The following is a 21,988-nucleotide window of genomic DNA, read 5'->3' as shown; positions in this document are numbered from 1 at the left end:
GGAGAGAGGGCCCGTGCGGACGCGCGCCCGCACGGGCCCCTCTACCGGGAAGCTAGCCCCCGCCGGTCAGACGACCGGCTCGACACTCTCACCGGGCGCCCGACCGCTCACCCGTTCGGTCTCAAGGGCCGACTGCAGGATCACCACGGCGGCGGCCTGGTCGATCACCGAGCGGCCCTTCTTCGACGACCGCCCGGAGGCCCGCAGCCCGGCGGCGGCGGTGACGGTGGTCATCCGCTCGTCCACCAGCCGCACCCCGACCGGGTACAGCAGGCCGGCCAGCCGACCCGCGTACTCGCGGACCTTGGCGGCGGCCGGGCCCTCCTTGCCGTTCAGCGAGCGCGGCAGGCCGACCACCACCTCGATCGCGTCGTACTCCTCGGCGATCGCCTTCAGCCGGGCCTGCGAGCGGCCCCCGGCGGGGACGGTCTCCACCGGCGTGGCGATCAGCCCGTCGGGGTCGCAGACCGCGACCCCGATCCGGGCGTCGCCCACGTCGACGGCGATCCGCCGGCCGCGCCGGAAGACCCTCTCCTCGATGTGCTCGTCACTCACGCGCGCTCGGCCACCAGCGCCCGCACGGCCTCGATGGCGTCCGGGACGGCGGCCGGGTCGGTGCCGCCGCCCTGCGCCACGTCGTCCTTGCCGCCACCGCCGCCGCCGAGGGTCTTGGCCGCGGCGCGGACCAGCTCGCCGGCCTTGATGCCGCGGCCGCGGGCGTCCTCGTTGGTGGCGATCACGGTCAGCGGACGGTCGTTGGCCACGGTGAACGCGGCGACCACGGCCGGGCGGGAGCCGAGCCGGGCCCGGACGTCCAGCACCAGCTTGCGCAGCTCGTCCGCGCCGGTGCCGTCACCGACCCGGGCGGCGACCAGGGCCACGCCCCGGACGTCCTCGGCGCCCTCGGCGAGGCCCGCGGCGGCCTGGAGGACCTTCTCCGCACGGAACTTCTCGATCTCCTTCTCGGCGTCCTTGAGCTTGCCGAGCATCCCGGCGATCTTCTCCGGCAGTTCCTCCGGGCGGCCCTTGACCAGCTCGGTCAGCTGGGAGACCACGGTGTGCTCGCGGGCCAGGAACTTGTACGCGTCGACGCCGACCAGCGCCTCGACGCGGCGCACGCCGGAGCCGATCGAGGACTCGCCGAGCAGCTTCACCAGGCCCAGCTGGGCGGTGTTGCCGACGTGCGTGCCGCCGCACAGCTCCTTGGAGAAGTCGCCGATGGTGACCACGCGCACCGAGTCGCCGTACTTCTCGCCGAACATCGCGATGGCGCCCTGCTTGCGGGCCTGGTCCATCGTCATCACCTCGGCGGTGACGTCGAGCTCGCGGACCAGCACCTCGTTGATCTTCTGCTCGACGTCGGTCAGCACCGAGCCGGGGACGGCGGCGGGCGAGCCGAAGTCGAAGCGGAAGCGGCCCGGCGCGTTCTCCGAACCGGCCTGGGCGGCGGTCGGGCCGAGCGCGTCGCGCAGCGCCTGGTGGGTCAGGTGGGTGGCCGAGTGGGCGCGCGAGACGGCGCGGCGGCGGTCGGTGTCGATGGTGGCGTACGCGGACGCGCCGAGCACCACCTCGCCGAACAGCACCCCGCCGGAGTGCACGATCACGCCGGGCACCGGCTGCTGGACGTCCCGGACCTCGACGACCGCGCCGGAGTCGAGGCGGATCCGGCCGTGGTCGGCGAGCTGGCCGCCGCCCTCGGCGTAGAACGGGGTGCGGTCGAGGATCAGCTCGACCTCGTCGCCCTCGGTGGCGGCCGGCGACGGGACGCCGTCCACCAGCAGGCCGACCACGGTGGCCTCGCCCTCGGTGTGGGCGTAGCCGGTGAAGACGGACGCGCCGGCCCGGTCGGCGACCTCGCGGTACGCGGCGACGTCGGCGTGGCCCATCTTCTTCGCCCTGGCGTCGGCCTTGGCGCGGTCGCGCTGCTCCTGCATCAGGCGGCGGAAGCCGGCCTCGTCCACCTGGAGGCCCTGCTCCTCGGCCATCTCCAGGGTCAGGTCGATCGGGAAGCCGTAGGTGTCGTGCAGCTTGAACGCCTGCTCGCCGGAGAGCACCGCGCCGCCGGACTGCTTGGTCTCGGTGACCGCGGCGTCCAGCAGGCTGGTGCCGGAGCGCAGCGTCTGGAGGAAGGCGTTCTCCTCGGCGACCACGACGGTCTCGATGCGCTTGCGGTCGGTCTCCAGCTCCGGGTACTGCGGGGCCATCGCCTTGATCGAGATGTCGATCAGGTCCTTGGCGACCGGCCCGGTGGCGCCCAGCAGCCGCATGTTGCGGATCGCCCGGCGCAGGATGCGGCGCAGCACGTAGCCGCGGCCCTCGTTGCCGGGGGTGACGCCGTCGCCGACCAGCATCAGCGCGGTGCGGAAGTGGTCGGTGACCACGCGCAGCGAGACGTCCGACTTGTGGTCGGCGCCGTAGGTGTGGCCGGTGAGCTCGGCGGCGCGGTCGAGGATCATCCGGCTGGTGTCGATCTCGAAGAGGTTGTCGACGCCCTGCAGGACGGCGGCGAGGCGCTCCAGGCCGAGGCCGGTGTCGATGTTCCTGCTCGGCAGGTCGCCGAGGATCTCGAACCCGTCCTTGCCGTCGCCGTGGCCGCGCTCGTACTGCATGAAGACCAGGTTCCAGATCTCCAGGTAGCGCTCGCCGTTGACCGCCGGGCCGCCCTCCTCGCCGTACGCGGGGCCGCGGTCGTAGTTGATCTCCGAGCACGGGCCGCACGGGCCGGGGACGCCCATCGACCAGAAGTTGTCCTTCATGCCCAGGCGCTGGATCCGCTCGGACGGAACGCCGATCACGTCGCGCCAGATCTGCTCGGCCTCGTCGTCGTCCTTGTAGACGGTGATCCAGAGCTTCTCGGGCTCCAGGCCGTAGCCGCCGTCCGCCACCGGGCTGGTCAGCAGCTCCCAGGCGAACTTGATGGCGCCTTCCTTGAAGTAGTCGCCGAACGAGAAGTTGCCGCACATCTGGAAGAAGGAGCCGTGCCGGGTGGTCTTCCCGACCTCCTCGATGTCCAGGGTGCGCACGCACTTCTGCACGCTGGTGGCGCGCGAGAACCGCGGCTTGATCTCGCCCAGGAAGTACGGCTTGAAGGGCACCATGCCGGCGTTGACCAGCAGCAGGGTGGGGTCGTCGGCGACCAGCGAGGCCGACGGTACGACGGTGTGGCCGCGCTCCTCGAAGAAGCGCAGCCAGCGGCGGCGGATCTCTGCCGACTCCATCAGTGGGGGTCCTTCCGATCGGTCGTGCGGCCCGGCAGCTCGCGCTGTCGGGGCTTGGCAACGATGGTCTGGGGGGTGGTGCGGCGCGGGGCGCGCGGGGACGGGGGCAGGGCGGCGGCCGGGGAGCCCGGGGCCGCCGAGATAGCTCGGACCCCGTCGTCGGCGGACGCCGATCCGCTCAGCGCGCGGCGGCGGGGCGGCTCGACGACCGCGGTGCCGTCCAGGCCGAGGTCGGCGCGCAGCTCGCGCTCGCGCTCGTCCATCCCGGCCTTCACGTCCAGCGCGAAGCGCTTCGCGGCGTCGCCGAGCCGCAGCGCGCCGCGGGCGGCGGTGCCCGACAGCGAGTCGGGGGTGAGGCGGTGCACCGCCTCGTTGGCCCTGTTCATGGCCCACACCGTGGCGCCCGCGCCGACGGCCATCCAGAAGATCCTGCGCACCATCGCCGTCAGCCCCTCACGGCCCGGCGGACCCGGGACAGCAGGCCGCGGCGCGGCGCCGTCTGGGCCCGCACCTCGGCCCGGATCATCCGGGCCAACTCCTCGCGCTCACCGGCCTGCTGGGGCACCCCCGCCGATCCGTCCCGCTGCCGGGCGACCGCCTTGCGCACCCCGTGGCTGAACGCGGCCACCTTCACCAGCGGCCCGCCCAGCGTCGCCGCCACGGTGGACGACAGCGCCTTGGCGTCGGCCGCCGCGTCCTGCACGTTGGCGGTGATCTCGTCGACCCGCTCCAGCTGCTCGTGCGCGCTGCGGACGGCCGCGCTCGCGTCCTCCAGCAGCGGTACGGCCTGCTCGGTGACGGCGGCGACCAGCACGGTCGCCTCCCGCAGCACCTTGGACAGCCGCACCAGCACCACGGCGAGCAGGGTGACCAGGACCGCCCAGAAGACGGCGACCAACAGCCCGGCCAGCTCTCCCACGGACACTTTCGCGCGCTCCCTCGGCTGTGATTGCAGAAGTTGTGCAACTTCCGCTAAACCCTATCGCGACAGCGCCGCGTTCCCCGACGGCATATCCGCCGGTGGGCCCGACTCCGGCCCGCCCGGGGGCGCGGACACCGCGCGTAACCTACCGCCGGGTCACCTCGTTGGGGGTTTGGCTCGCGGAGCGCGGGCCGGCAGGTTACGGGTTTCCTATGCGACGGGGGCGTCCATGGTCAACAGGTCGGCGGCGCCCAGGAGCCCGGGGCGGCTCCCCGCCGAGGCCACCAGCTTCGTCGGCCGGGGCGCCGAACTCGACGCGCTGGCCGAGCTGGTGGGCCGGGCCCGGCTGGTCACGGTGACCGGCCCGGGCGGCGTCGGCAAGTCCCGGCTGGCCCTGCGTGCCGCCGCGCTGCTGGCCGACGGCTTCCCGGACGGCGCGCACCTGGTCGAGGTCGCTCCCGTGCAGGACCCGCTGCTGCTGGGCCACGCGGTGCTGGAGGCGCTGCGGCTGACCGACCACACCGCCCGCCCGCCGCTGGACGTGCTGGTCGAGCAACTCGCCGAGCGCGAGGCCCTGTTGGTGCTGGACGGCTGCGAGCACCTGGTCGACGCCTGCGCCGGGCTGGTGGACGCGCTGCTGCGCGCCGCCCCCGGCCTGCGGGTGGTCGCCACCTCCCGGCAGTCGCTGCGCACCGCGGGCGAGCACCTGCTGCCGCTGGCCCCGCTGGCCTGCGAGCCGTCCGGCGGCCGGGCCGACCCGGAGGCGGTGCTGCTGTTCGCCGACCGCGCCGCCGCCGTGCTGCCCGGCTTCCGCCTGGACGACCGCAACCGGGCCGGGGTGGCGCTGCTGTGCCGCCGCCTGGACGGCATCCCGCTGGCCCTCGAACTGGCCGCCGGCCGGCTGCGCGCGCTGTCCGTGGAGCAGCTGGCCGCCCGCCTGGAGGACCGCTTCCGGCTGCTCACCGGCGGCGGCCGGACGGCCCCGGCCCGGCACCGGACGCTGCGCACCGCGATCGGCTGGAGCCACGAACTCTGCACCATGCAGGAACGTTTACTCTGGGCCCGCCTCTCGGTCTTCGCCGGCGGCTTCGACCTGGACGCCGCCGAGTACGTCTGCGCCGGGCACGGCCTGGACGCCGACGACGTCCTGGAGCTCGTCGACTCGCTGGTCGACAAGTCCGTCCTGGAGCGGCTCGACGGCGACGGCGCCGTCCGCTTCCGGATGCTCGACACCCTGCGCGAGTACGGCGCCGGCTGGCTGCGGGCCGGCGGCGACCGGCCGCGGTTGCTGCGCCGCCACCGCGACTGGTACCTGGGCCTGGCCACCTGGGGCGAGGTCGAGTGGTTCGGCCCCCGGCAGGCCGAGACCGCCGAGCGGACCCGGCTCGCCCACGCCAACCTGCGCGCCGCGCTGGAGTTCTCGCTCGGCGAGCCCGGCGAGGAGCAGCTCGCCCTCGTGCTGGCCGGCACCCTCTGGTACTTCTGGGTCGGCACCGGCCACCTCGGCGAGGGCCGGCACTGGCTCGACCGGGCCCTGGCGCTCGCCCCCGAACCCACCGACGCCCGGGCCAAGGCGCTCTGGGTCACCGGCTACCTGGCCATCCTGCAGGGCGACCTGGACCGGGCCCGCCCCGTCCTGGAGGAGTGCCGCCGGCAGGCCCTGGACACCGGCGACGACCGGGCCCTGGCCTACGCCGTCCACCGGCAGGGCTGCGCCGCCCTGATCGGCGACGAACCGGCCCGCGCCGCCGAGCTGTTCGAGGAGGCGCTGTGGCACTACCACGCGCTCGGCGAGCTCAACTCCAACGTCCTGATGGCGATGTTCGAACTCGCCCTGGCGCACCTCTTCCGGGGCGACGAGGAGAGCGGCCGGGTCTGGGTCGAGCGGGTCCGGGAGATCTGCGAGGAGCACGGCGAGCAGTGGGCGTACGGGTACTGCCTGTACGCGATGGCCTTCGCCCGGCGGCAGGGCGGCGACCTGCGGCCGGCCCTGGCCTTCGCCCGCGAGTCGATGCGGCTCAACCACCGGTTCCGCGACCTGCTGGGCATCGTGCTGGCGATGGACCTGCTGGCGCTGCTGGCCACCGAGGGCCCGGACGCCGACCTGCGCGAGGCCCGGGTGCTGCAGGGCGCCGCGCACCGGATCTGGCGGGCGATCGGCACCCCGTTCTTCGGGTCCCGCTCGTTCAACGGCCCGCACCTGGAGTGCGAGCGGCGCGCCCGCGACGGCCTGACCGAGCAGGAGTACGCGGCGGCCTTCCGCCTCGGCTCCCGGCTCGACCTGGACGCGGCGGTCCGGCGCGCGCTCGGCGGCGGACGCCCCGGCCCGTCGGCGGGCGGCGGCGGCTCCGACCGGCCCGGCCCGCCGCCGGAATCGGCCCGCCCGCACTCCCCCGTCGGAGCCTGAACCCCGCCCCCAGCGGGCCCCGGGAACGGGAAACGCCCCCGCGGTCCGAGGACCGAGGGGGCGTTCCGCTCGCGGGTCAGCGCGAGTAGTACTCGACGACGAGCTGCTCGTCGCAGACGACCGGAACCTCGCGGCGCTGCGGCGCGCGGTCCAGGCGGAAGGCCAGGGCCTTCAGGTTGACCTCGAGGTACTTCGGGGTCTGGCCCTCGCCGGCGTTGCCGCCCTCGCGAGCCACCTGGAAGGGGACCTTCTCCTTGGACTTTTCCTTCACCGTGACGACGTAGCCCGGCTTCATCTGGAACGACGGCTTGTTGACCTTCGAGCCGTTGACCTCGATGTGACCGTGCACGACCATCTGGCGGGCCTGGTAGATGGTGCGGGCGATGCCCGAACGCAGGACCAGGGAGTCGAGGCGGACCTCCAGCAGGGCGACGAGCGCCTCACCGGTCTTGCCCTCGACCTTCTTGGCGGCCTCGAAGGCACGCGCCATCTGCTTCTCGCTGAGGTCGTACTGCGCGCGCAGACGCTGCTTCTCGGTCAGACGGACCTTGTAGTCAGAGTTCTGCTTGCGGCCGCGGCCGTGCTGGCCGGGCGGGTACGGGCGGGCCTCGAAGTACTTGACGGACTTCGGGGTCAGCGGAACGCCGAGAGCACGGGCGATCTTGACCTTGGGGCGCTTCTGGTTCGCCATGTTTCCTTTTCCTGTTCAGATACGGCTGTCACCAGGTGTTGACGGAGGACGCTCCTCGCGGTCCGGAGAAAAACCGCCCGTCGCCGGGTGGTCAGCCGCTCTCCGCGACCGGGCACTATGTGCTTGCACACGAGAGGCCCACCGACCGGGAAGGGTGGTGGGCTGCCCGCGACACCGAAACCGGTGCGCGCCGCTCCTGGGGGAACTCCCTTGCGGGAGGCCCCGGTTCGGTGCCCCGCTGGTGCAGCCGGTCGCTCCTCGCGGAACCCCGGACCCGGGACACACCCCCCTACTATACGGGACTCCCCGCCGCCCCCTGGCTACTCCCCCTTGAGCCGGGCCCTGGTCCACTCCGCGATGTCCGCGTACCTGGCCTCGCCGCCCCGCCTGGTCGGCTTGTAGTACTCCTTGCCGTGCACCGCGTCCGGCGCGTACTGCTGGGCGGCGATGCCCTCCGGCAGGTCGTGCGGGTACTGGTAGCCCTTGCTGTGGCCGAGCTTCTTCGCCCCGCCGTAGTGCGCGTCCCGCAGGTGCGGCGGCACCGCGCCGGCCAGGCCCTGCCGGACGTCCGCCAGGGCGGCGTCGATGGCCAGGTACGCGGCGTTCGACTTGGGCGCCAGGGCGAGCGCGATGGCCGCCTGCGAGAGGATGATCCGGGCTTCAGGGAAGCCGATCAGGGCGACCGCCTGGGCGGCGGCGACGGCGGTGGACAGCGCGGTCGGGTCGGCCAGGCCGACGTCCTCGCTGGCGGAGATCATCAGACGGCGGGCGATGAAGCGCGGGTCCTCCCCGGCCTCGATCATCCGGGCCAGGTAGTGCAGCGTGGCGTCCACGTCGCTGCCGCGGATCGACTTGATCAGCGCGCTCGCCACGTCGTAGTGCTGGTCGCCGTCCCGGTCGTAGCGCACCGCGGCCTGGTTGACGGCCGTCTCGGTCGCCGCCAGGGTCAGCACCTTCTCGCCCTGCTCCAGCGCCGCCCCGGCCGCCGCCTCCAGCGTGGTCAGCGCCCGCCGGGCGTCTCCCCCGGCCAGCCGCACCAGGTGGTCCTCGGCCTCCGCGCTCAGCTCCACGCTGCCGCCCAGGCCCCGCTCGTCGACGGTGGCGCGGCGCAGCAGGACGCGGACGTCCTCGTCGGTGAGGGACTCCAGGGTGAGCAGCAGGGAGCGGGACAGCAGCGGGGAGATGATCGAGAAGTACGGGTTCTCGGTGGTCGCGGCGATCAGGGTGACCCAGCGGTTCTCCACCGCGGGCAGCAGCGAGTCCTGCTGGGCCTTGGAGAAGCGGTGGATCTCGTCCAGGAACAGCACGGTCTCCCGGCCGGTCATCCCGACCGCCCGCCGGGCGCCCTCGATCACCGCCCGGACTTCCTTGACGCCGTGCGTGATCGCGGAGAGCTCGACGAACCGGCCCTCCACCGCCTGGCTGATCACGTGCGCCAGCGTGGTCTTGCCCGTGCCGGGCGGCCCCCAGAGGATCACCGAACTGGTGGCCGCCGGCCCCTTCGCCCCCGCGACCAGCCGGCGCAGCGGCGACCCGTCCTTGAGCAGCTGCCGCTGGCCGGCCACCTCGTCCAAGGTCCGCGGCCGCATCCGCACCGCGAGCGGGGCGCGCCCCGGCTCGGTGCTCTGGCGCTCCTCGGCAGCGTGCGTGAAAAGGTCGGGCTCGTCCACGCTCCGAGCCTATGCGAGGGCACCGACAGCGCGGGGAGCCGGGGCGCGCCGTCCTACTCGAAGCGCTCCGGGTCCCCGGCCCCGTAGCGGACGATCTCCGCCACGCCGTCCGAGAAGTCGACCACCGTGGTCGGCACCGTCCCGCACTCGCCGGAGTCGACCACCGCGTCCAGGACGTGGTCGAGGCGCTCCTTGATCTCCCAGCCCTGGGTCATCGGCTCCTCCTCGCCGGGGAGCAGCAGGGTGCTGGAGACCAGGGGTTCGCCGAGTTCGGCGAGCAGGGCCCGGGTGACGGGGTGGTCGGGGATGCGGACGCCGACCGTCTTCTTCTTGGGGTGCAGCAGCCGGCGCGGCACCTCCTTGGTGGCGGGGAGGATGAAGGTGTAGCTGCCGGGGGTGGCCGCCTTCACCGCGCGGAAGACGTTGTTGTCGAGTTGGGCGAACTTCCCCAGCTGGGCGAAGTCCTCGCACATCAGGGTGAAGTGGTGGCGCTCGTCGAGCCGCCGGATGGTGCGGATCCGGTCCAGTCCGTCCCGGTTGTCCAGCCGGCAGCCGAGGGCGAAACAGGAGTCGGTGGGGTACGCGATGAGGGCGCCGTCCCGGATGCTCGCCACCACGGTGGCGATGGTGCGCGGCTGGGGCGTCTCGGGGTGCACGTCGAAGTACTTCGCCATTGCTCGACCCTACTGCCCGGACCGCCGCTCCGACTTCGCCAGCACCGTCGCGGCGTGGTCGAAGACGTGCTTCTGCAGGTCGCGCGGCGGCCGCTGGTAGCCGCGCGGCTCGGGGCGGGGCGGCAGGGCGACGGCGGGCTTGGCCACCTCGTGGTACGGGACGGTGGACAGCAGGTGGGCGATCATGTTGATCCGGGACCGGCGCTTGTCGTCGCTGTCGACGACGTTCCAGGGCGACTCCGGGATGTCGGTGTAGACGAACATCTCGTCCTTGGCCCGCGAGTAGTCCTCCCAGCGGGTGAGGGACTCGACGTCCATCGGGGAGAGCTTCCACTGCCGCATCGGGTCGTCGAGCCGGTCGCGGAAGCGGCGCTCCTGCTCGACGTCGCTGACCGAGAACCAGTACTTGCGCAGCAGGATGCCGGCCTCGACCAGCATCCGTTCGAAGGTGGGGCACTGGTGCAGGAACTGCCAGTACTCCTCGTCGGTGCAGAAGCCCATCACCTTCTCGACGCCGGCCCGGTTGTACCAGGAGCGGTCGAACAGGACCATCTCGCCGGCCGCCGGGAGCTGCTCGGCGTAGCGCTGGAAGTACCACTGGCCGCGCTGGCGCTCGGTGGGGGCGGGCAGCGCGGCGATCCGGGCGACGCGGGGGTTGAGGTAGTCGGTGACGCGCTTGATGGCGCCGCCCTTGCCGGCCGCGTCGCGGCCCTCGAAGACAACCACCATCCGGACGCCCTCGGTGCGGACCCACTCCTGGAGCTTGACCAGTTCGCGCTGGAGGCGGAGCAGTTCGTCCTCGTAGAGCTTCTTGGGCATCCGCCTGGCCGGACGGGGCTCCTGCCCCGTCGCGCCGCCCTCGGACGCCCTTGCCGCCTCGGCCCTCGTGGCCGACTCGGCCGCCCGGCCCGTCTTGGCCGACTTGGCCGACTTGGCCGCCCGGCCCTTCTTGGCCGACTTGACTGTCTTGGCCGACTTGGCCGACTTGGCCGACTTGGATGTCGCCACTGTGTGCCTCCGCTCGCCGCGCCGCCGACGGTCTCCCAGGCTAGGGCCGGCCGGGCGTCGGCGCAGGTCGGGCGCCCTTCCCCGGCGGGCACCGACGGACCCCCGTGCCACCGGTGCCGTTCGCGCCGGGGAAGGCCGGACAACTGTGCGACACCCCGGGTGTCCGGGTCCAATGCATTGGTCCATAACCTGGGGGCATGGACGTGGACACCCGGATGTTGCGCTACCTGACGGTGGTCGGCGAGGAGGGCCAGCTGACCGCGGCCGCGGCCCGGCTGGGGGTGAGCCAGCCGACGCTGACCAAGCAGGTGCGGGCGCTGGAGCGGCAGTTGGGGGTGGAGCTGTTCCGGCGCTCGCGGGCCGGGACGGTGCCGACGGCGGCGGGCGCGGAGCTGCTGGCGCACGCCGGGTCGCTGCTGGCGGGCTGGGAGGAGGCGCTGCGGGCGGCCCGGCGGGCGGCGGCGGAGGCCGGCGGGGAGCTGCGGGTGGGCTTCGAGGGCTCGACGATCAACCTGCTCGGCCGGGCCGCGGTGGAGGACTTCGCCCGCCGGATGCCGGGCTGGCGGGTGCGGATGCGGCAGAACAACTGGTTCGACGAGTCGTCCGGCCTGGCCTCGGGCGAACTGGACCTGGCGCTGTGGCACGCCCCGGCGTCGATGACCGAGCGGTACGCGCACGTGCTGCTGGGCACCGAGGAGCGCTGGGTGGTGCTGGCGGCCGACCACCGGCTGGCGGCCCGGCACGAGGTGGAGGCGGCGGAGCTGTGGGACGAGCCGTTCGTGGCGATCCCGGAGCAGGCCGGGGTGTGGCGGGACTACTGGCTGGGCGCGCCGGAGCGCGGCGAGCGGCCGGTGCGGATCGGGGCGGTGGCGCACAACGCGGACGAGTGGATGGCCGCGGTGGCCTGCGGGCAGGGCGTGGGGTTCGCGCCGCGCGCGGTGGGCCGCTGGGCGGGGCGTCCGGACGTGCGCTGCCTGCCGGTGCGCGGGCTGAGCCCGAGCCTGGTGGGGCTGTTCCGGCTGCCGGGTCGGGCGGCCACGCCGGCCATGGAGGCGTTCGCGGAGTCCTGCCGGCTGCACCTGGAGGTGCAGTTCCGGGCGACCGGTGGCGGCCGGTCACCCGCTCGGGGCGGCGCTCAGACCGCCGCGAACGGCGTGGGGTAGCGGCACGCGCCGTGCGGGGCGCCGTCGGCGCCGGGCAGCCGCAGGGCCTGGAAGTACCCGTCGGGCACCTCGAAGGGCCCGCTGATCCGGTGGTCGGCGGCGGCGGTGAAGCCGAACCTGCCGTAGTAGCCCGGGTCGCCGAGCACCACCACGACGCGTTCGCCGGCCTCAGCGGCGGCCGCCAGCGCGGCCCGCACCACGGCGGTGCCGACGCCCTTGCGCTGCCACTCGGGGGCGACGGCGACGGGCGCCAGCGCGAGGCCCTTGCCGTTGCCGATCTTCAGCCGGGTGAGCAGCGCGTGGCCGATGACGACCTCGCGCTCGTCCACCGCGACCAGGGACAGTGCGGGCAGCCAGGCGGCGTCGCGGCGCAGCGCGTCCACCAGGTCCGCCTCTTCGGGGCCTGGGAAGGCCGCCATGTGCACCCGCCGGGTCTCGGCGGTGTCGGTGGGGAGTTCGACTCTGGTACGTACGGTCATCTTCGACCCTTCTTGCGCTCTGCACCCCGTTGTGCAGCGTTCCGGGTGGTGCAGCGTTCCGGCCCCGGGCGGTGGCAGCCTACTCCTGGTGGGCGCGCACCGGCCGGGGCCGGAACAAATCGTGATCTCCGTGATGCCCCGCCAGGACGGCGGGGCCCTGACGGACCGTCAGGCGGTGGGCTCGGCCTCGGCCTTGGCGGTCTCCTTGGCCTTGGGCTGGGCGTCCACGCCGGCCTCGCGGCGCTGGGCCGGGGTGATGGCGGTGGGGGCGCCGGTCAGCGGGTCGCCGCCGGTGGAGGTCTTCGGGAAGGCGATGACGTCCCGGATGGTGTCGTAGCCGCCCAGCAGGGTGACCACGCGGTCCAGGCCGAGCGCGATGCCGCCGTGCGGCGGCGGGCCGTAGTTGAAGGCGTCCAGCAGGAAGCCGAACTGCGCGGCCGCCTCCTCCTCGGACAGGCCGATCGCGTCGAACGCCCGCTTCTGCACCTCGCGCTGGTGGATTCGGATCGAACCACCGCCCAGCTCCGAGCCGTTGAGCACCAGGTCGTACGCGTTGGACAGCGCGCTGCCCGGGTCGGTGTCGAAGGTGGCGAGCGACTCGGCGGTCGGCGCGGTGAAGGGGTGGTGCACCGCGTGCCAGCCCTGGAACTCGCCCTTGTCGTCCTCGATCGGCTCGAACATCGGGAAGTCCACGACCCAGAGGAAGGCCCACTGGGACTCGTCGATCAGGTTGCAGCGGCGGCCGATCTCCAGGCGGGCGGCGCCCAGCAGCTCCTGCGAGGCGGTCTTCTTGCCCGCGGCGAAGAACACCGCGTCGCCGGGCTTGGCACCGGCCGCGGCGGCCAGGCCGGACAGGTGCTCCTCGGACAGGTTCTTGGCGACCGGGCCGCGCAGCTCGCCGGTCTCGGCGTCCACCAGGACGTACGCGAGGCCGCGGGCGCCGCGGGCCTTCGCCCAGTCCTGCCAGGCGTCGAGCTGCTTGCGGGGCTGCGAGGCGCCGCCGGGCATCACGACCGCGCCGACGTACGGGGCCTGGAAGACCCGGAACTCGGTGCCCTTGAAGTACTCGGTGAGGTCGGTGAGCTCCTGGCCGAAGCGGACGTCCGGCTTGTCGGAGCCGTAGCGCGCCATCGCGTCGGCGTAGGAGAGGCGGGGCAGCGGGTTGGGGATCTCGTACCCGTGCACCTCCTTCCAGATCCGGCCGACGATCTTCTCGCCGAGGGCCAGCACGTCCTCCTGGTCGACGAAGGACGCCTCGATGTCGAGCTGGGTGAACTCCGGCTGCCGGTCGGCGCGGAAGTCCTCGTCGCGGAAGCAGCGGGCGATCTGGTAGTACCGCTCCATGCCGGCCACCATCAGCAGCTGCTTGAACAGCTGCGGGGACTGCGGCAGCGCGTACCAGTGGCCCGGCTGGAGGCGGACCGGGACGAGGAAGTCGCGGGCGCCCTCGGGGGTGGAGCGGGTCAGGTACGGGGTCTCGATGTCGAGGTAGTCGTTCTCCTCCATCACCGTGCGGATGATGTGGTTGACCTTCGAGCGCAGCCGCAGCGCGCGGGCCGGGCCCTCGCGGCGCAGGTCGAGGTAGCGGTAGCGCAGCCGCACCTCCTCGTTGACCGAGCCGGGCTCGTACTCGGCGACCTGGAACGGCAGCGGCGCGGCCTCGGACAGCACCTCGATGGACTCGACGACGACCTCGACCGCGCCGGTCGGGATCTCCGGGTTCTCGTTGCCCTCGGGGCGGACCCGGACCTCGCCGACCACCTTCACGCAGTACTCGGAGCGCAGCCCGTGCACCGACTCCAGGTCGCGGACCACGACCTGCACGGTGCCGGAGGCGTCCCGCAGGTCGATGAAGGCCACGCCGCCGTGGTCGCGGCGGCGGGCCACCCAGCCGGCCAGGGTGACGGTGGTGCCGGCGTGCTCCGCGCGGAGCGTGCCCGCGTCGTGCGTGCGGATCACAGCTGCTTCTCCTTCAGGGTGGTGACGAGCGCCTCAAGGGCGACGGGGGTCTGCTCGCCGGACTCCATGTCCTTGAGCTGGACCACGCCCTCGGCGAGGTCCCGGTCGCCGGCGATCACGGCGAACCGGGCGCCGGATCGGTCCGCCGACTTCATGGCGTTCTTGATGCCCTTGACGCCGAACGCGAGGTCGGTGGCCACACCGAGGCGTCGCAGCTCGACGGTCTTGGCGAACAGGACGGTCTTCGCCTCCTCGCTGAGCGCGACGGCGTACACCGCGGTGGTGGGGGGCAGGTCGAGGACCACGCCCTCGGCCTCCAGCGCGAGGAAGGTGCGGTCCACGCCCAGCGCCCAGCCCACCGAGGGCAGGGCCGGTCCGCCGATCATCTCGGACAGGCCGTCGTAGCGACCGCCGCCGCCGATCGCGGACTGCGCGCCGAGGCGGTTGTGCACGAACTCGAAGGTGGTGCGGGTGTAGTAGTCCAGGCCGCGGACCAGCTTCGGGTCGTCGGTGAACGCGACGCCCGCGAGCGCGAGCAGTTCGCGGACCTTCTCGTCGTACGCCTTGCAGTCCTCGCAGAGGAAGTCCCGCAGCTTGGGGGCGCCGACGAGCTGGGCCTGCACCGACTCGCGCTTGTCGTCCAGCACCCGCAGCGGGTTGATCTCCGCGCGGCGGCGGGTCTCCTCGTCCAGGTCGAGGCCGGCCAGGAACTCGACCAGCGCGGCCCGGTAGACCGGGCGGCACTGCTTGTCGCCGAGGCTGTTGAGCAGCAGCGAGTAGTCGGAGAGGCCGAGCGAGCGGAAGGCGTCGTCGGCCAGGATGATCAACTCGGCGTCCAGCGCCGGGTCCTCGGCGCCGATCGCCTCCGCGCCGACCTGCGAGAACTGCCGGTAGCGGCCCTTCTGCATCCGCTCGTAGCGGTAGTAGTTCCCGGAGTACCAGAGCTTGACCGGCAGGTTGCCCTGCTTGTGCAGGTTGGCCTGCAGCGCGGCGCGCAGCACCGAGGCGGTGCCCTCCGGGCGCAGCGCGAGTTCGTCGCCGCCCCGGGTGGTCAGGTTGTACATCTCCTTGGTGACGATGTCGGTGGACTCCCCGACACCCCGGGAGAAGAGCTTCACGTCCTCGAAGACCGGGGTCTCGATGTAGCCGTAGCCGGCCCGGCGCGCAGGGGCGGAGATCGCCTCGCGGACCGCCAGGAAGATCGCCGAGGTGGGCGGCAGCAGGTCGTAGGTGCCCTTGGGGGCGGTGAAGGTGCTCAACTTCTCTTCCGTCACATTCCTCGTCGCGGGAAGGCCGGTGCGCCCTGCGCACCGGCCACCTGCTGGAGGTAGGGGTTGGTGGCGCGCTCTCGGCCGATGGTGGTCTGGGAGCCGTGGCCGGAGAGCACCACGGTCGCGTCGTCGAGGGGCAGGCACACCCGGGCCAGCGAGCGCATGATCGCCGCGCCGTCTCCGCCCGGGAGGTCGGTACGCCCGATGGAGCCGGCGAACAGCAGGTCGCCCGAGAACAGGACCGGCGGGATGTCCTGGGAGGCGGGCGTCCTGAACGTCACCGACCCCTCGGTATGGCCGGGGGCGTGGTCGACGGTGAGCTGCAGCCCGGCGAGCTCCAGCACGGCGCCGTCGGTCAACTCGCGGACGTCGTCCGGCTCGCCGACGGTGATCGAGCCCATCAACTGCTGCCCGAGCGAGCGCCCGAGGGCCTTCTCCGGATCGGCCAGCATGTAGCGGTCCTCGGGGTGGATCCAGGCCGGGACGCCCTGCGCGCCGCAGACCGGGACGACCGAGGCGACGTGGTCGATGTGCCCGTGGGTGAGCAGCACCGCGACCGGCTTGAGCCGGTGCTCGCGGATCAACTCCTCCACGCCGTTCGCCGCTTCGTGGCCCGGGTCGACGATCACGCACTCCTCGCCGGCGGCGGGTGCGACCAGGTAGCAGTTGGTGCCCCAGGCCCCGGCGGGGAATCCGGCGACGAACACGCGAGTCCTCACGTTCCATGGCGGTGGCGGTCTGCTTTTCCCCCGCAGCCTACCGGCGGCACCGGGCCGCGGGCGAACCGGTTGTCTGGCGCGTTCAGCCCTTTCTCATGTCGGCCTGATCCCGTGCTGACGTGCCGGTCCTTACACTGGGCCGCCGTCGGGTGCGATGATCCGCACGCGACAACAGGTTCCCGTTCCCAACAGCCCGGCAGGAGACACGTCCGGTGGTCAGCAGCGAACAGCGGCGGCGGCAGCTCGCCCGTGAGAAGTACGAGCGCCAGGTGCAGGCGCGCGCCGAGGCGGCCGCCAAGCGCAGGAAGCGCACCGCGGTCGTCGCCGCGGTCCTGGCCGTGGTGGTGGTCGCGGGCGTGGCGACCGTCGCCGGCGGGGTGTTCGACTCGGACAAGAAGGACGACAAGGCCGCCTCCGCCGCTCCGACCCCGGCGCCGTCCCCGTCGGTCTCCGGCAAGCAGTGGGCCGCCGAGCCCGCGATGACGATCGACACCGCGGCCAAGTACACCGCGACGATGGACACCTCGGCGGGCAAGGTCACCTTCACCCTCGACGCGGCGAAGGCGCCGCACACCGTCAACTCCTTCGTGTTCCTGGCGGGTCAGCAGTTCTGGGACGGCACCAAGTGCCACCGCCTGACCACGGAGGGCATCTTCGTCCTGCAGTGCGGCGACCCGACCGGCACCGGATCGGGCGGCCCCGGCTACAAGTTCGCCGACGAGAACCTGACCGGCGCGACCTACCCGGCGGGCACCGTGGCGATGGCCAACTCCGGCCCGAACACCAACGGCAGCCAGTTCTTCCTGGTCTACAAGGACACCCAACTGCCGCCCAGCTACACCCCGTTCGGCACCATCACCGGCGGCCTGGACGCGCTGCAGAAGATCGCCGACGCAGGTGTCAAGGGCGGCGGTACCGGCGACGGCGCGCCCGCGACCCCGGTCAACATCACCAGCATCACCACCGCCAAGGGCTGATCCGCCGCGAAAATCGACCGGCGCCGGATGCGGACAGCACCGGCGCTGGTCGCCTATGTTGCTGTTGTATAGGGTGCCCTGACCGTCGGCCGTCGCCCTCGGCACAACCGAAACGACGGCTCGGGACGGCGGACTCCACCGGTCCGCCGCACATCAACTGTGGACGACGCTCCCGCCCGTGGGCGTGGCGTCATGTGGAGGAGGCGCTGTGAGCAGCGACCCGTGGGGCCGTGTCGACGAGCAGGGGAACGTCTACGTGAGGACGGCCGACGGCGAACGCCAGGTCGGCTCCTGGCAGGCCGGCTCCCCCGAGGAGGCCCTCGCCTACTTCGAGCGCAAGTTCCAGGGCCTGGAGGCGGAGACCGCCCTCCTGGAGCACCGGGTGCGCAAGACCGACCTGGCCGCCAAGGAGGCGCAGACCGCGCTGGAGCACCTGCGCGCCCAGGTCACCGAGGCCCACGCGGTCGGCGACCTGGCCGCGCTGGCCGCCCGACTGGACACCCTGGCCGGGGAGATCGAGGCCCGGCAGTCCGAGCGCAAGGCCGCCCGGGCGAAGGCCCAGGAGGAGACCCGGGCCGCCAAGGAGGCGCTGGTCGCCGAGGCCGAGCAGCTCGCCGAGTCCAACCAGTGGCGGGAGGCCGGCGACCGGCTGCGCGCCCTGGTCGACAGCTGGAAGGCGCTGCCGCGCCTGGACCGCAAGAGCGACGACGAGCTGTGGCACCGCTTCTCGCACGCCCGCTCGGTGTTCTCCAAGCACCGCAAGGCGCACTTCGCGGCGCTCGACTCCGAGCGCGAGTCGGCCCGTTCGGTGAAGGAGAAGCTGGTGGCGCAGGCCGAGGCGCTGTCCGGCTCCACCGAGTGGGGTCCGACCGCCGCCGCCTACCGCGACCTGATGACGCAGTGGAAGGCCGCCGGCCGCGCCCAGCGGGACGCGGAGGAGGAGCTGTGGGCCCGCTTCCGCGGCGCCCAGGACGTCTTCTTCCAGGCCCGGTCCGCCGCGTTCTCCGAGCGCGACGCCGAGCAGGGCGAGAACCAGAAGGCCAAGGAGGCGCTGCTGGTCGAGGCGGAGGCGATCCTGCCGATCACCGACCTGAAGGCCGCCAAGGCCGCGCTGCGCGACGTCTCCGAGCGCTGGGAGGCCATCGGCCACGTCCCGCGCGACGCCCGCCCGAAGCTGGACGGCCGGCTGGCCGCGGTGGAGCGCGCCGTCCGCGAGGCCGAGGAGGCCGAGTGGCAGCGCTCCAACCCGGAGGCGCGGGCCCGTGCCACCGGCATGACCGCCCTGCTGCAGGCCGCCGTCGACAAGCTCCGCGCCGACCTGGACAAGGCCCGGGCGGCGGGCAACACCTCCAAGGCGGCCAAGCTGGAGGCCGAGCTGGAGGGCCGTCAGGTGCTGCTCGACCAGGCGCAGAAGTCGCTGCAGGAGTTCACCTCCTGACCGGCTCCCGACCGACCGTGCTCCGGAGGGGCCCCCGCCACGCGGCGGGGGCCCCTCCGGCGTCGCGTCACACCACCGTGGGCGAGGAGGCGGGCGACTGCAGCTGGTCCAGGTCCAGGCTCTGGTCGGGCCCGGGGGTGGCGCTGGGCACCGGGGTGCCGAAGTCGCCGAATTCGACCGTCCCGGTGGCCTTCTCCAGTTTCAGCGGCACCGGCGAGCCGGTGGTGGCCACGTACACGGTGCCGCTGCCGGAGTCGGCGGTCAGGGTGAGGGCCGGGCGGCCGGCCACGGTGGTGGGGGTGCCCTTGGTCAGGCCGGTCTTGCCGGTGCCGAGGCTGTCGGCCAGCGCGCCCAGGTCGCACAGGCTCGCGATCTCGCCGAAGTCCGGGTTGTCGGCGGTGGTCTTCAGGTAGCGGTCGCCGACCAGCTGGGCCATCGCGTCGCCGCCGTGGCCCTGCCAGAACTCGCGGTCGGGTTTGACCCACAGGTCCTGGCCGGCCTTGACCACCTGGAAGCTGCCGGTGCCGGCCTGGCCGAGCGTGCCGGTGCAGTCGCCCGAGGCGTCCATCCGCAGGTCCATGTCGATCCGGGCGCCCTCGCCGGTCACCGAGCCGGCCGCCCGGACCGATCCGGCGTCCTTGAGGGCCTGCACGGCCTGCCGCAGCACCTCGTCCGCGGGCAGCTGGGCCACCCCGTTGTCGCCGGCCCCGGTGGCGGCCGCCGCGGAGGCCGTCACCGCGCTGCCGGTGCCGCTCGCCGGGGCGCCGCCGGCGCCCGTGCCGCCGCTGCCGCACCCGGCCGCCAGCACCGCGGCCACCGCCGCGCCGGCCACCGCCGTCACCACCCGTATCCCGTGCACGCTGCCTCCCGGAAGCCAGACCGCCCCCACCCGGCCAGTGTCGGCGGGGCGGGGGCGGGCGGCGACCGGAGCGGCGGCTCCCGGCTACTTGTTGCGGGCCGAGGTGACCCGGTAGACGTCGTACACGCCCTCGACGCCGCGCACCGCCTTGAGCACGTGCCCCAGGTGCTTGGGGTCGCCCATCTCGAAGGTGAACCGGCTCATCGCGACCCGGTCGCGGGAGGTCTGGACGGCCGCCGACAGGATGTTGACGTGCTGGTCGGAGAGCACCCGGGTGACGTCGGAGAGCAGCCGGGAGCGGTCCAGCGCCTCCACCTGGATGGCGACCAGGAAGACCGAGGACTGGGTGGCCGCCCACTCGACCTCGATCATCCGCTCGGGCTGCTGCTGGAGGGACTCCACGTTGACGCAGTCCGCCCGGTGCACCGAGACGCCGTTGCCGCGGGTGATGAAGCCGACGATCGGGTCGCCGGGCACCGGCGTGCAGCAGCGCGCCAGCTTGACCCACACGTCGTCCACGCCCTTGACGATGACGCCCGGGTCGCCCTTGGCGCGCCGGCGCATCGCGCGCGGCTGGTGCGAGGGGGTGGCGGTCTCGGCGAGGTCCTCGACCGCGCCCTCCTCGCCGCCCATCGCCTGGACCAGCTTCTGGACGATCGCCTGCGCGGCGACGTGGCCCTCGCCGATCGCCGCGTACAGCGAGGAGATGTCCGGGTAGCGCATCTCGTGGGCCAGGGTGACCAGCGAGTCGCCGGTGAGGATCCGCTGGATCGGCAGGCCCTGCTTGCGCATCGCCCGGGCGATCGACTCCTTGCCCTGCTCGATGGCCTCCTCGCGGCGCTCCTTGGAGAACCAGGCGCGGATCTTGTTGCGGGCCCGGGGCGACTTGACGAAGCTCAGCCAGTCCCGGGACGGGCCGGCGTTCTCCGCCTTGGAGGTGAACACCTCGACCGTGTCGCCGTTCTCCAGCGTCGACTCCAGCGGCACCAGCCGGCCGTTGACCCGGGCGCCGATGCACCGGTAGCCGACCTCGGTGTGCACCGCGAACGCGAAGTCCACCGGGGTGGCCTGCGCGGGCAGCGCTATCACGTCGCCCTTCGGGGTGAAGACGAAGACCTCGTTGCTGGACAGGTCGAAGCGCAGCGACTCCAGGAACTCGCTCGGGTCCTCGGTCTCCTTCTGCCAGTCCAGCAGCTGCCGCAGCCAGGCCATCTCGTTGACCGCGTCGGCCTTGTCGTGCTGCCGCCCGTGGGTGGGCGTGTCGGTGCGCACCTTGGAGGCGCCGGCCACCGCGCGCTGCTTGTACTTCCAGTGCGCGGCGATGCCGTACTCGGCCCGCCGGTGCATGTCGAAGGTGCGGATCTGGAGTTCGACGGGCTTGCCGCCGGGGCCGATCACCGTGGTGTGCAGCGACTGGTACATGTTGAACTTGGGCATCGCGATGTAGTCCTTGAACCGCCCGGGCACCGGGTTCCACCGCGCGTGGATGGTGCCCAGCGCCGCGTAGCAGTCGCGGACGGTGTCGACCAGGACCCGGATGCCCACCAGGTCGTAGATCTCGGCGAAGTCCCGGCCCCGGACGATCATCTTCTGGTAGACCGAGTAGTAGTGCTTGGGCCGCCCGGTCACCTGCCCGGTGATCCGGGCCCCGCGCAGGTCGCCCTGCACCTGGTCGATCACGGTGGCCAGGTACTCGTCGCGCTTGGGGGCGCGCTCGGCCACCAGCCGGACGATCTCGTCGTACATCTTGGGGTAGAGGATGGCGAAGGCCAGGTCCTCCAGCTCCCACTTGATGGTGTTCATGCCCAGCCGGTGCGCCAGCGGGGCGTAGATCTCCAGCGTCTCGCGGGCCTTCTTCTCCTGCTTCTCCCGCTTCAGGTAGCGCATCGTGCGCATGTTGTGCAGCCGGTCGGCGAGCTTGATCACCAGCACCCGCGGGTCCTTGGCCATCGCCACGACCATCTTGCGGACGGTCTCCGCCTGCGCGGCCTCGCCGAACTTGACCCGGTCCAGCTTGGTCACGCCGTCGACCAGCAGCGCCACCGAGTCGCCGAAGTCCTGCCGGAGCGTCTCCAGGCCGTAGTCGGTGTCCTCGACGGTGTCGTGCAGCAGCCCGGCCATCAGCGTCGGCGCGTCCATCCCCAGCTCGGCCAGGATGGTCGCCACCGCCAGCGGGTGGGTGATGTACGGGTCGCCGCTCTTGCGCTTCTGCCCGCGGTGCCACTTCTCCGCGACGGCGTACGCCCGCTCGATGTCCTTCAGCAGCCCCGGGTCGGCCTTGGGGTCGTTGGCCCGGATCGTCCGGAACAGCGGCTCCAGCACCGGGTTGACCATCGAACTGCGCTGTCCGCCCAGCCGGGCGAGCCGAGCCCGCATCCCGCCCGGGGAGGGGCGGGAACTGGCGGCAGCGGCCGTGGGCACAACCTCGTCGGGCAAGGACACTCCTACGTCGGATCAACCTTCATCGTACCGACAGCGCGCGCCCCCGCGGCGGCGCGGCCGCCCCGGGAACGCGAGCGCCCGGGAACGGTTC

Annotated in this window: 17 protein-coding genes and 1 pseudogene; 4 read left to right on the top strand and 14 right to left on the bottom strand. The window is 73.0% G+C overall.

Annotation, left to right across the window (positions count from 1 at the left end; genetic code table 11):
- Positions 1 to 66 precede the first annotated feature (66 nt).
- The 4 genes from ruvX to OO48_RS00380 are packed head-to-tail and all read right to left on the bottom strand — an operon-like array spanning position 67 to position 4,143.
- The gene (ruvX, locus tag OO48_RS00395) at positions 67 to 555 is read right to left on the bottom strand and encodes a Holliday junction resolvase RuvX (protein WP_245194457.1); all 489 of its coding nucleotides are present in this window, start codon (positions 553 to 555) and stop codon (positions 67 to 69) included.
- A complete protein-coding gene (alaS, locus tag OO48_RS00390; RefSeq protein WP_033211609.1) occupies positions 552 to 3,218 on the bottom strand; it encodes an alanine--tRNA ligase in 2,667 nt (888 codons plus the stop codon). Before alaS ends, ruvX begins: the two co-directional genes overlap by 4 nt.
- Positions 3,218 to 3,658, bottom strand: coding sequence for a DUF6167 family protein (locus tag OO48_RS34780; RefSeq protein WP_157845353.1), 441 nt, complete (start codon positions 3,656 to 3,658; stop codon positions 3,218 to 3,220). The genes alaS and OO48_RS34780 overlap by 1 nt, the downstream gene beginning before the upstream one ends.
- Before the next feature lie 5 nt (positions 3,659 to 3,663).
- Positions 3,664 to 4,143, bottom strand: coding sequence for a DUF948 domain-containing protein (locus tag OO48_RS00380; RefSeq protein WP_033211607.1), 480 nt, complete (start codon positions 4,141 to 4,143; stop codon positions 3,664 to 3,666).
- 226 nt (positions 4,144 to 4,369) lie between these two features.
- Between OO48_RS00380 and OO48_RS00375 the strand changes: the two genes are divergently transcribed.
- Positions 4,370 to 6,547 (top strand): ATP-binding protein, encoded by a 2,178-nt coding sequence (locus OO48_RS00375; RefSeq protein ID WP_033211605.1) that lies wholly within the window; start codon positions 4,370 to 4,372, stop codon positions 6,545 to 6,547.
- Positions 6,548 to 6,623: 76 nt separating this feature from the next.
- On the opposite strand, the gene rpsD is transcribed toward OO48_RS00375, so the two are convergent.
- From rpsD to ppk2, 4 genes are all read right to left on the bottom strand, one after another.
- A complete protein-coding gene (gene rpsD / locus OO48_RS00370; RefSeq protein ID WP_033211599.1) occupies positions 6,624 to 7,238 on the bottom strand; it encodes a 30S ribosomal protein S4 in 615 nt (204 codons plus the stop codon).
- Positions 7,239 to 7,558: 320 nt separating this feature from the next.
- Positions 7,559 to 8,908: a replication-associated recombination protein A gene (locus OO48_RS00365; protein WP_033211597.1), complete on the bottom strand. Its 1,350-nt coding sequence runs from the start codon at positions 8,906 to 8,908 to the stop codon at positions 7,559 to 7,561.
- Between the two features lie 53 nt (positions 8,909 to 8,961).
- Entirely contained in the window at positions 8,962 to 9,582 is a 621-nt protein-coding gene (locus OO48_RS00360) for an L-threonylcarbamoyladenylate synthase (protein WP_033211595.1), read from the bottom strand.
- A 9-nt stretch (positions 9,583 to 9,591) separates the two neighbouring features.
- Positions 9,592 to 10,401, bottom strand: a complete 810-nt coding sequence (gene ppk2 / locus OO48_RS00355; protein ID WP_033211593.1) for a polyphosphate kinase 2 — start codon at positions 10,399 to 10,401, stop codon at positions 9,592 to 9,594.
- 386 nt (positions 10,402 to 10,787) lie between these two features.
- Between ppk2 and OO48_RS00350 the strand changes: the two genes are divergently transcribed.
- Complete coding sequence (locus OO48_RS00350) at positions 10,788 to 11,753, top strand: LysR family transcriptional regulator (RefSeq protein WP_051731559.1); 966 nt, start codon at positions 10,788 to 10,790, stop codon at positions 11,751 to 11,753.
- On the opposite strand, the gene OO48_RS00345 is transcribed toward OO48_RS00350, so the two are convergent.
- From OO48_RS00345 to OO48_RS00330, 4 genes are all read right to left on the bottom strand, one after another.
- Entirely contained in the window at positions 11,726 to 12,232 is a 507-nt protein-coding gene (locus OO48_RS00345; RefSeq protein ID WP_033211591.1) for a GNAT family N-acetyltransferase, read from the bottom strand. The two genes, OO48_RS00350 and OO48_RS00345, sit on opposite strands and share 28 nt — an antisense overlap.
- Positions 12,233 to 12,400: 168 nt before the next feature.
- A complete protein-coding gene (gene aspS / locus OO48_RS00340) occupies positions 12,401 to 14,191 on the bottom strand; it encodes an aspartate--tRNA ligase (protein WP_033211585.1) in 1,791 nt (596 codons plus the stop codon).
- A complete protein-coding gene (gene hisS / locus OO48_RS00335) occupies positions 14,188 to 15,450 on the bottom strand; it encodes a histidine--tRNA ligase (protein ID WP_033211584.1) in 1,263 nt (420 codons plus the stop codon). The genes aspS and hisS overlap by 4 nt, the downstream gene beginning before the upstream one ends.
- Positions 15,451 to 15,461: 11 nt before the next feature.
- On the bottom strand, positions 15,462 to 16,169 hold the full coding sequence (locus OO48_RS00330) for an MBL fold metallo-hydrolase (RefSeq protein WP_033211583.1): 708 nt from the start codon (positions 16,167 to 16,169) through the stop codon (positions 15,462 to 15,464).
- Positions 16,170 to 16,393: 224 nt separating this feature from the next.
- On the opposite strand from OO48_RS00330, the gene OO48_RS00325 reads away from it, so the two are divergent.
- Both OO48_RS00325 and OO48_RS00320 read left to right on the top strand, forming a co-directional pair.
- Complete coding sequence (locus OO48_RS00325; RefSeq protein ID WP_033211582.1) at positions 16,394 to 17,158, top strand: peptidylprolyl isomerase; 765 nt, start codon at positions 16,394 to 16,396, stop codon at positions 17,156 to 17,158.
- A 208-nt stretch (positions 17,159 to 17,366) separates the two neighbouring features.
- Complete coding sequence (locus tag OO48_RS00320; protein ID WP_033211580.1) at positions 17,367 to 18,596, top strand: DUF349 domain-containing protein; 1,230 nt, start codon at positions 17,367 to 17,369, stop codon at positions 18,594 to 18,596.
- Positions 18,597 to 18,663: 67 nt separating this feature from the next.
- Here the strand turns inward: OO48_RS00320 and OO48_RS00315 are convergent, their stop codons facing one another.
- Both OO48_RS00315 and OO48_RS00310 read right to left on the bottom strand, forming a co-directional pair.
- Positions 18,664 to 19,455 carry a hypothetical protein gene (locus OO48_RS00315; RefSeq protein WP_157845352.1) on the bottom strand — a complete coding sequence of 264 codons (792 nt, stop codon included), beginning with the start codon at positions 19,453 to 19,455 and terminating at the stop codon, positions 18,664 to 18,666.
- A gap of 84 nt (positions 19,456 to 19,539) precedes the next feature.
- Positions 19,540 to 21,831, bottom strand: a pseudogene (locus OO48_RS00310) (RelA/SpoT family protein); the annotation flags it as partial.
- Between the last annotated feature and the right edge of the window lie 157 nt (positions 21,832 to 21,988).

Origin of the sequence: Kitasatospora phosalacinea, from assembly GCF_000716545.1 — a bacterium.
GTDB classification, from domain to species: Bacteria; Actinomycetota; Actinomycetes; order Streptomycetales; family Streptomycetaceae; genus Kitasatospora; species Kitasatospora phosalacinea.
The sequence above is the reverse complement of the archived record's forward strand: the minus strand, read 5'-3'. Positions and strand labels throughout refer to the sequence as shown.

Bases quoted from the DNA above. Each gene is read 5' to 3' on its own strand.
- OO48_RS00375 (WP_033211605.1), top strand. From the start codon at position 4,370: ATGGTCAACAGGTCGGCGGCGCCCAGGAGCCCGGGGCGGCTCCCCGCC.
- ppk2 (WP_033211593.1), bottom strand. From the start codon at position 10,401: ATGCCCAAGAAGCTCTACGAGGACGAACTGCTCCGCCTCCAGCGCGAA.
- OO48_RS00350 (WP_051731559.1), top strand. From the start codon at position 10,788: ATGGACGTGGACACCCGGATGTTGCGCTACCTGACGGTGGTCGGCGAG.
- OO48_RS00345 (WP_033211591.1), bottom strand. From the start codon at position 12,232: ATGACCGTACGTACCAGAGTCGAACTCCCCACCGACACCGCCGAGACC.
- OO48_RS34780 (WP_157845353.1), bottom strand. From the start codon at position 3,658: ATGGTGCGCAGGATCTTCTGGATGGCCGTCGGCGCGGGCGCCACGGTG.
- rpsD (WP_033211599.1), bottom strand. From the start codon at position 7,238: ATGGCGAACCAGAAGCGCCCCAAGGTCAAGATCGCCCGTGCTCTCGGC.
- OO48_RS00360 (WP_033211595.1), bottom strand. From the start codon at position 9,582: ATGGCGAAGTACTTCGACGTGCACCCCGAGACGCCCCAGCCGCGCACC.
- alaS (WP_033211609.1), bottom strand. From the start codon at position 3,218: ATGGAGTCGGCAGAGATCCGCCGCCGCTGGCTGCGCTTCTTCGAGGAG.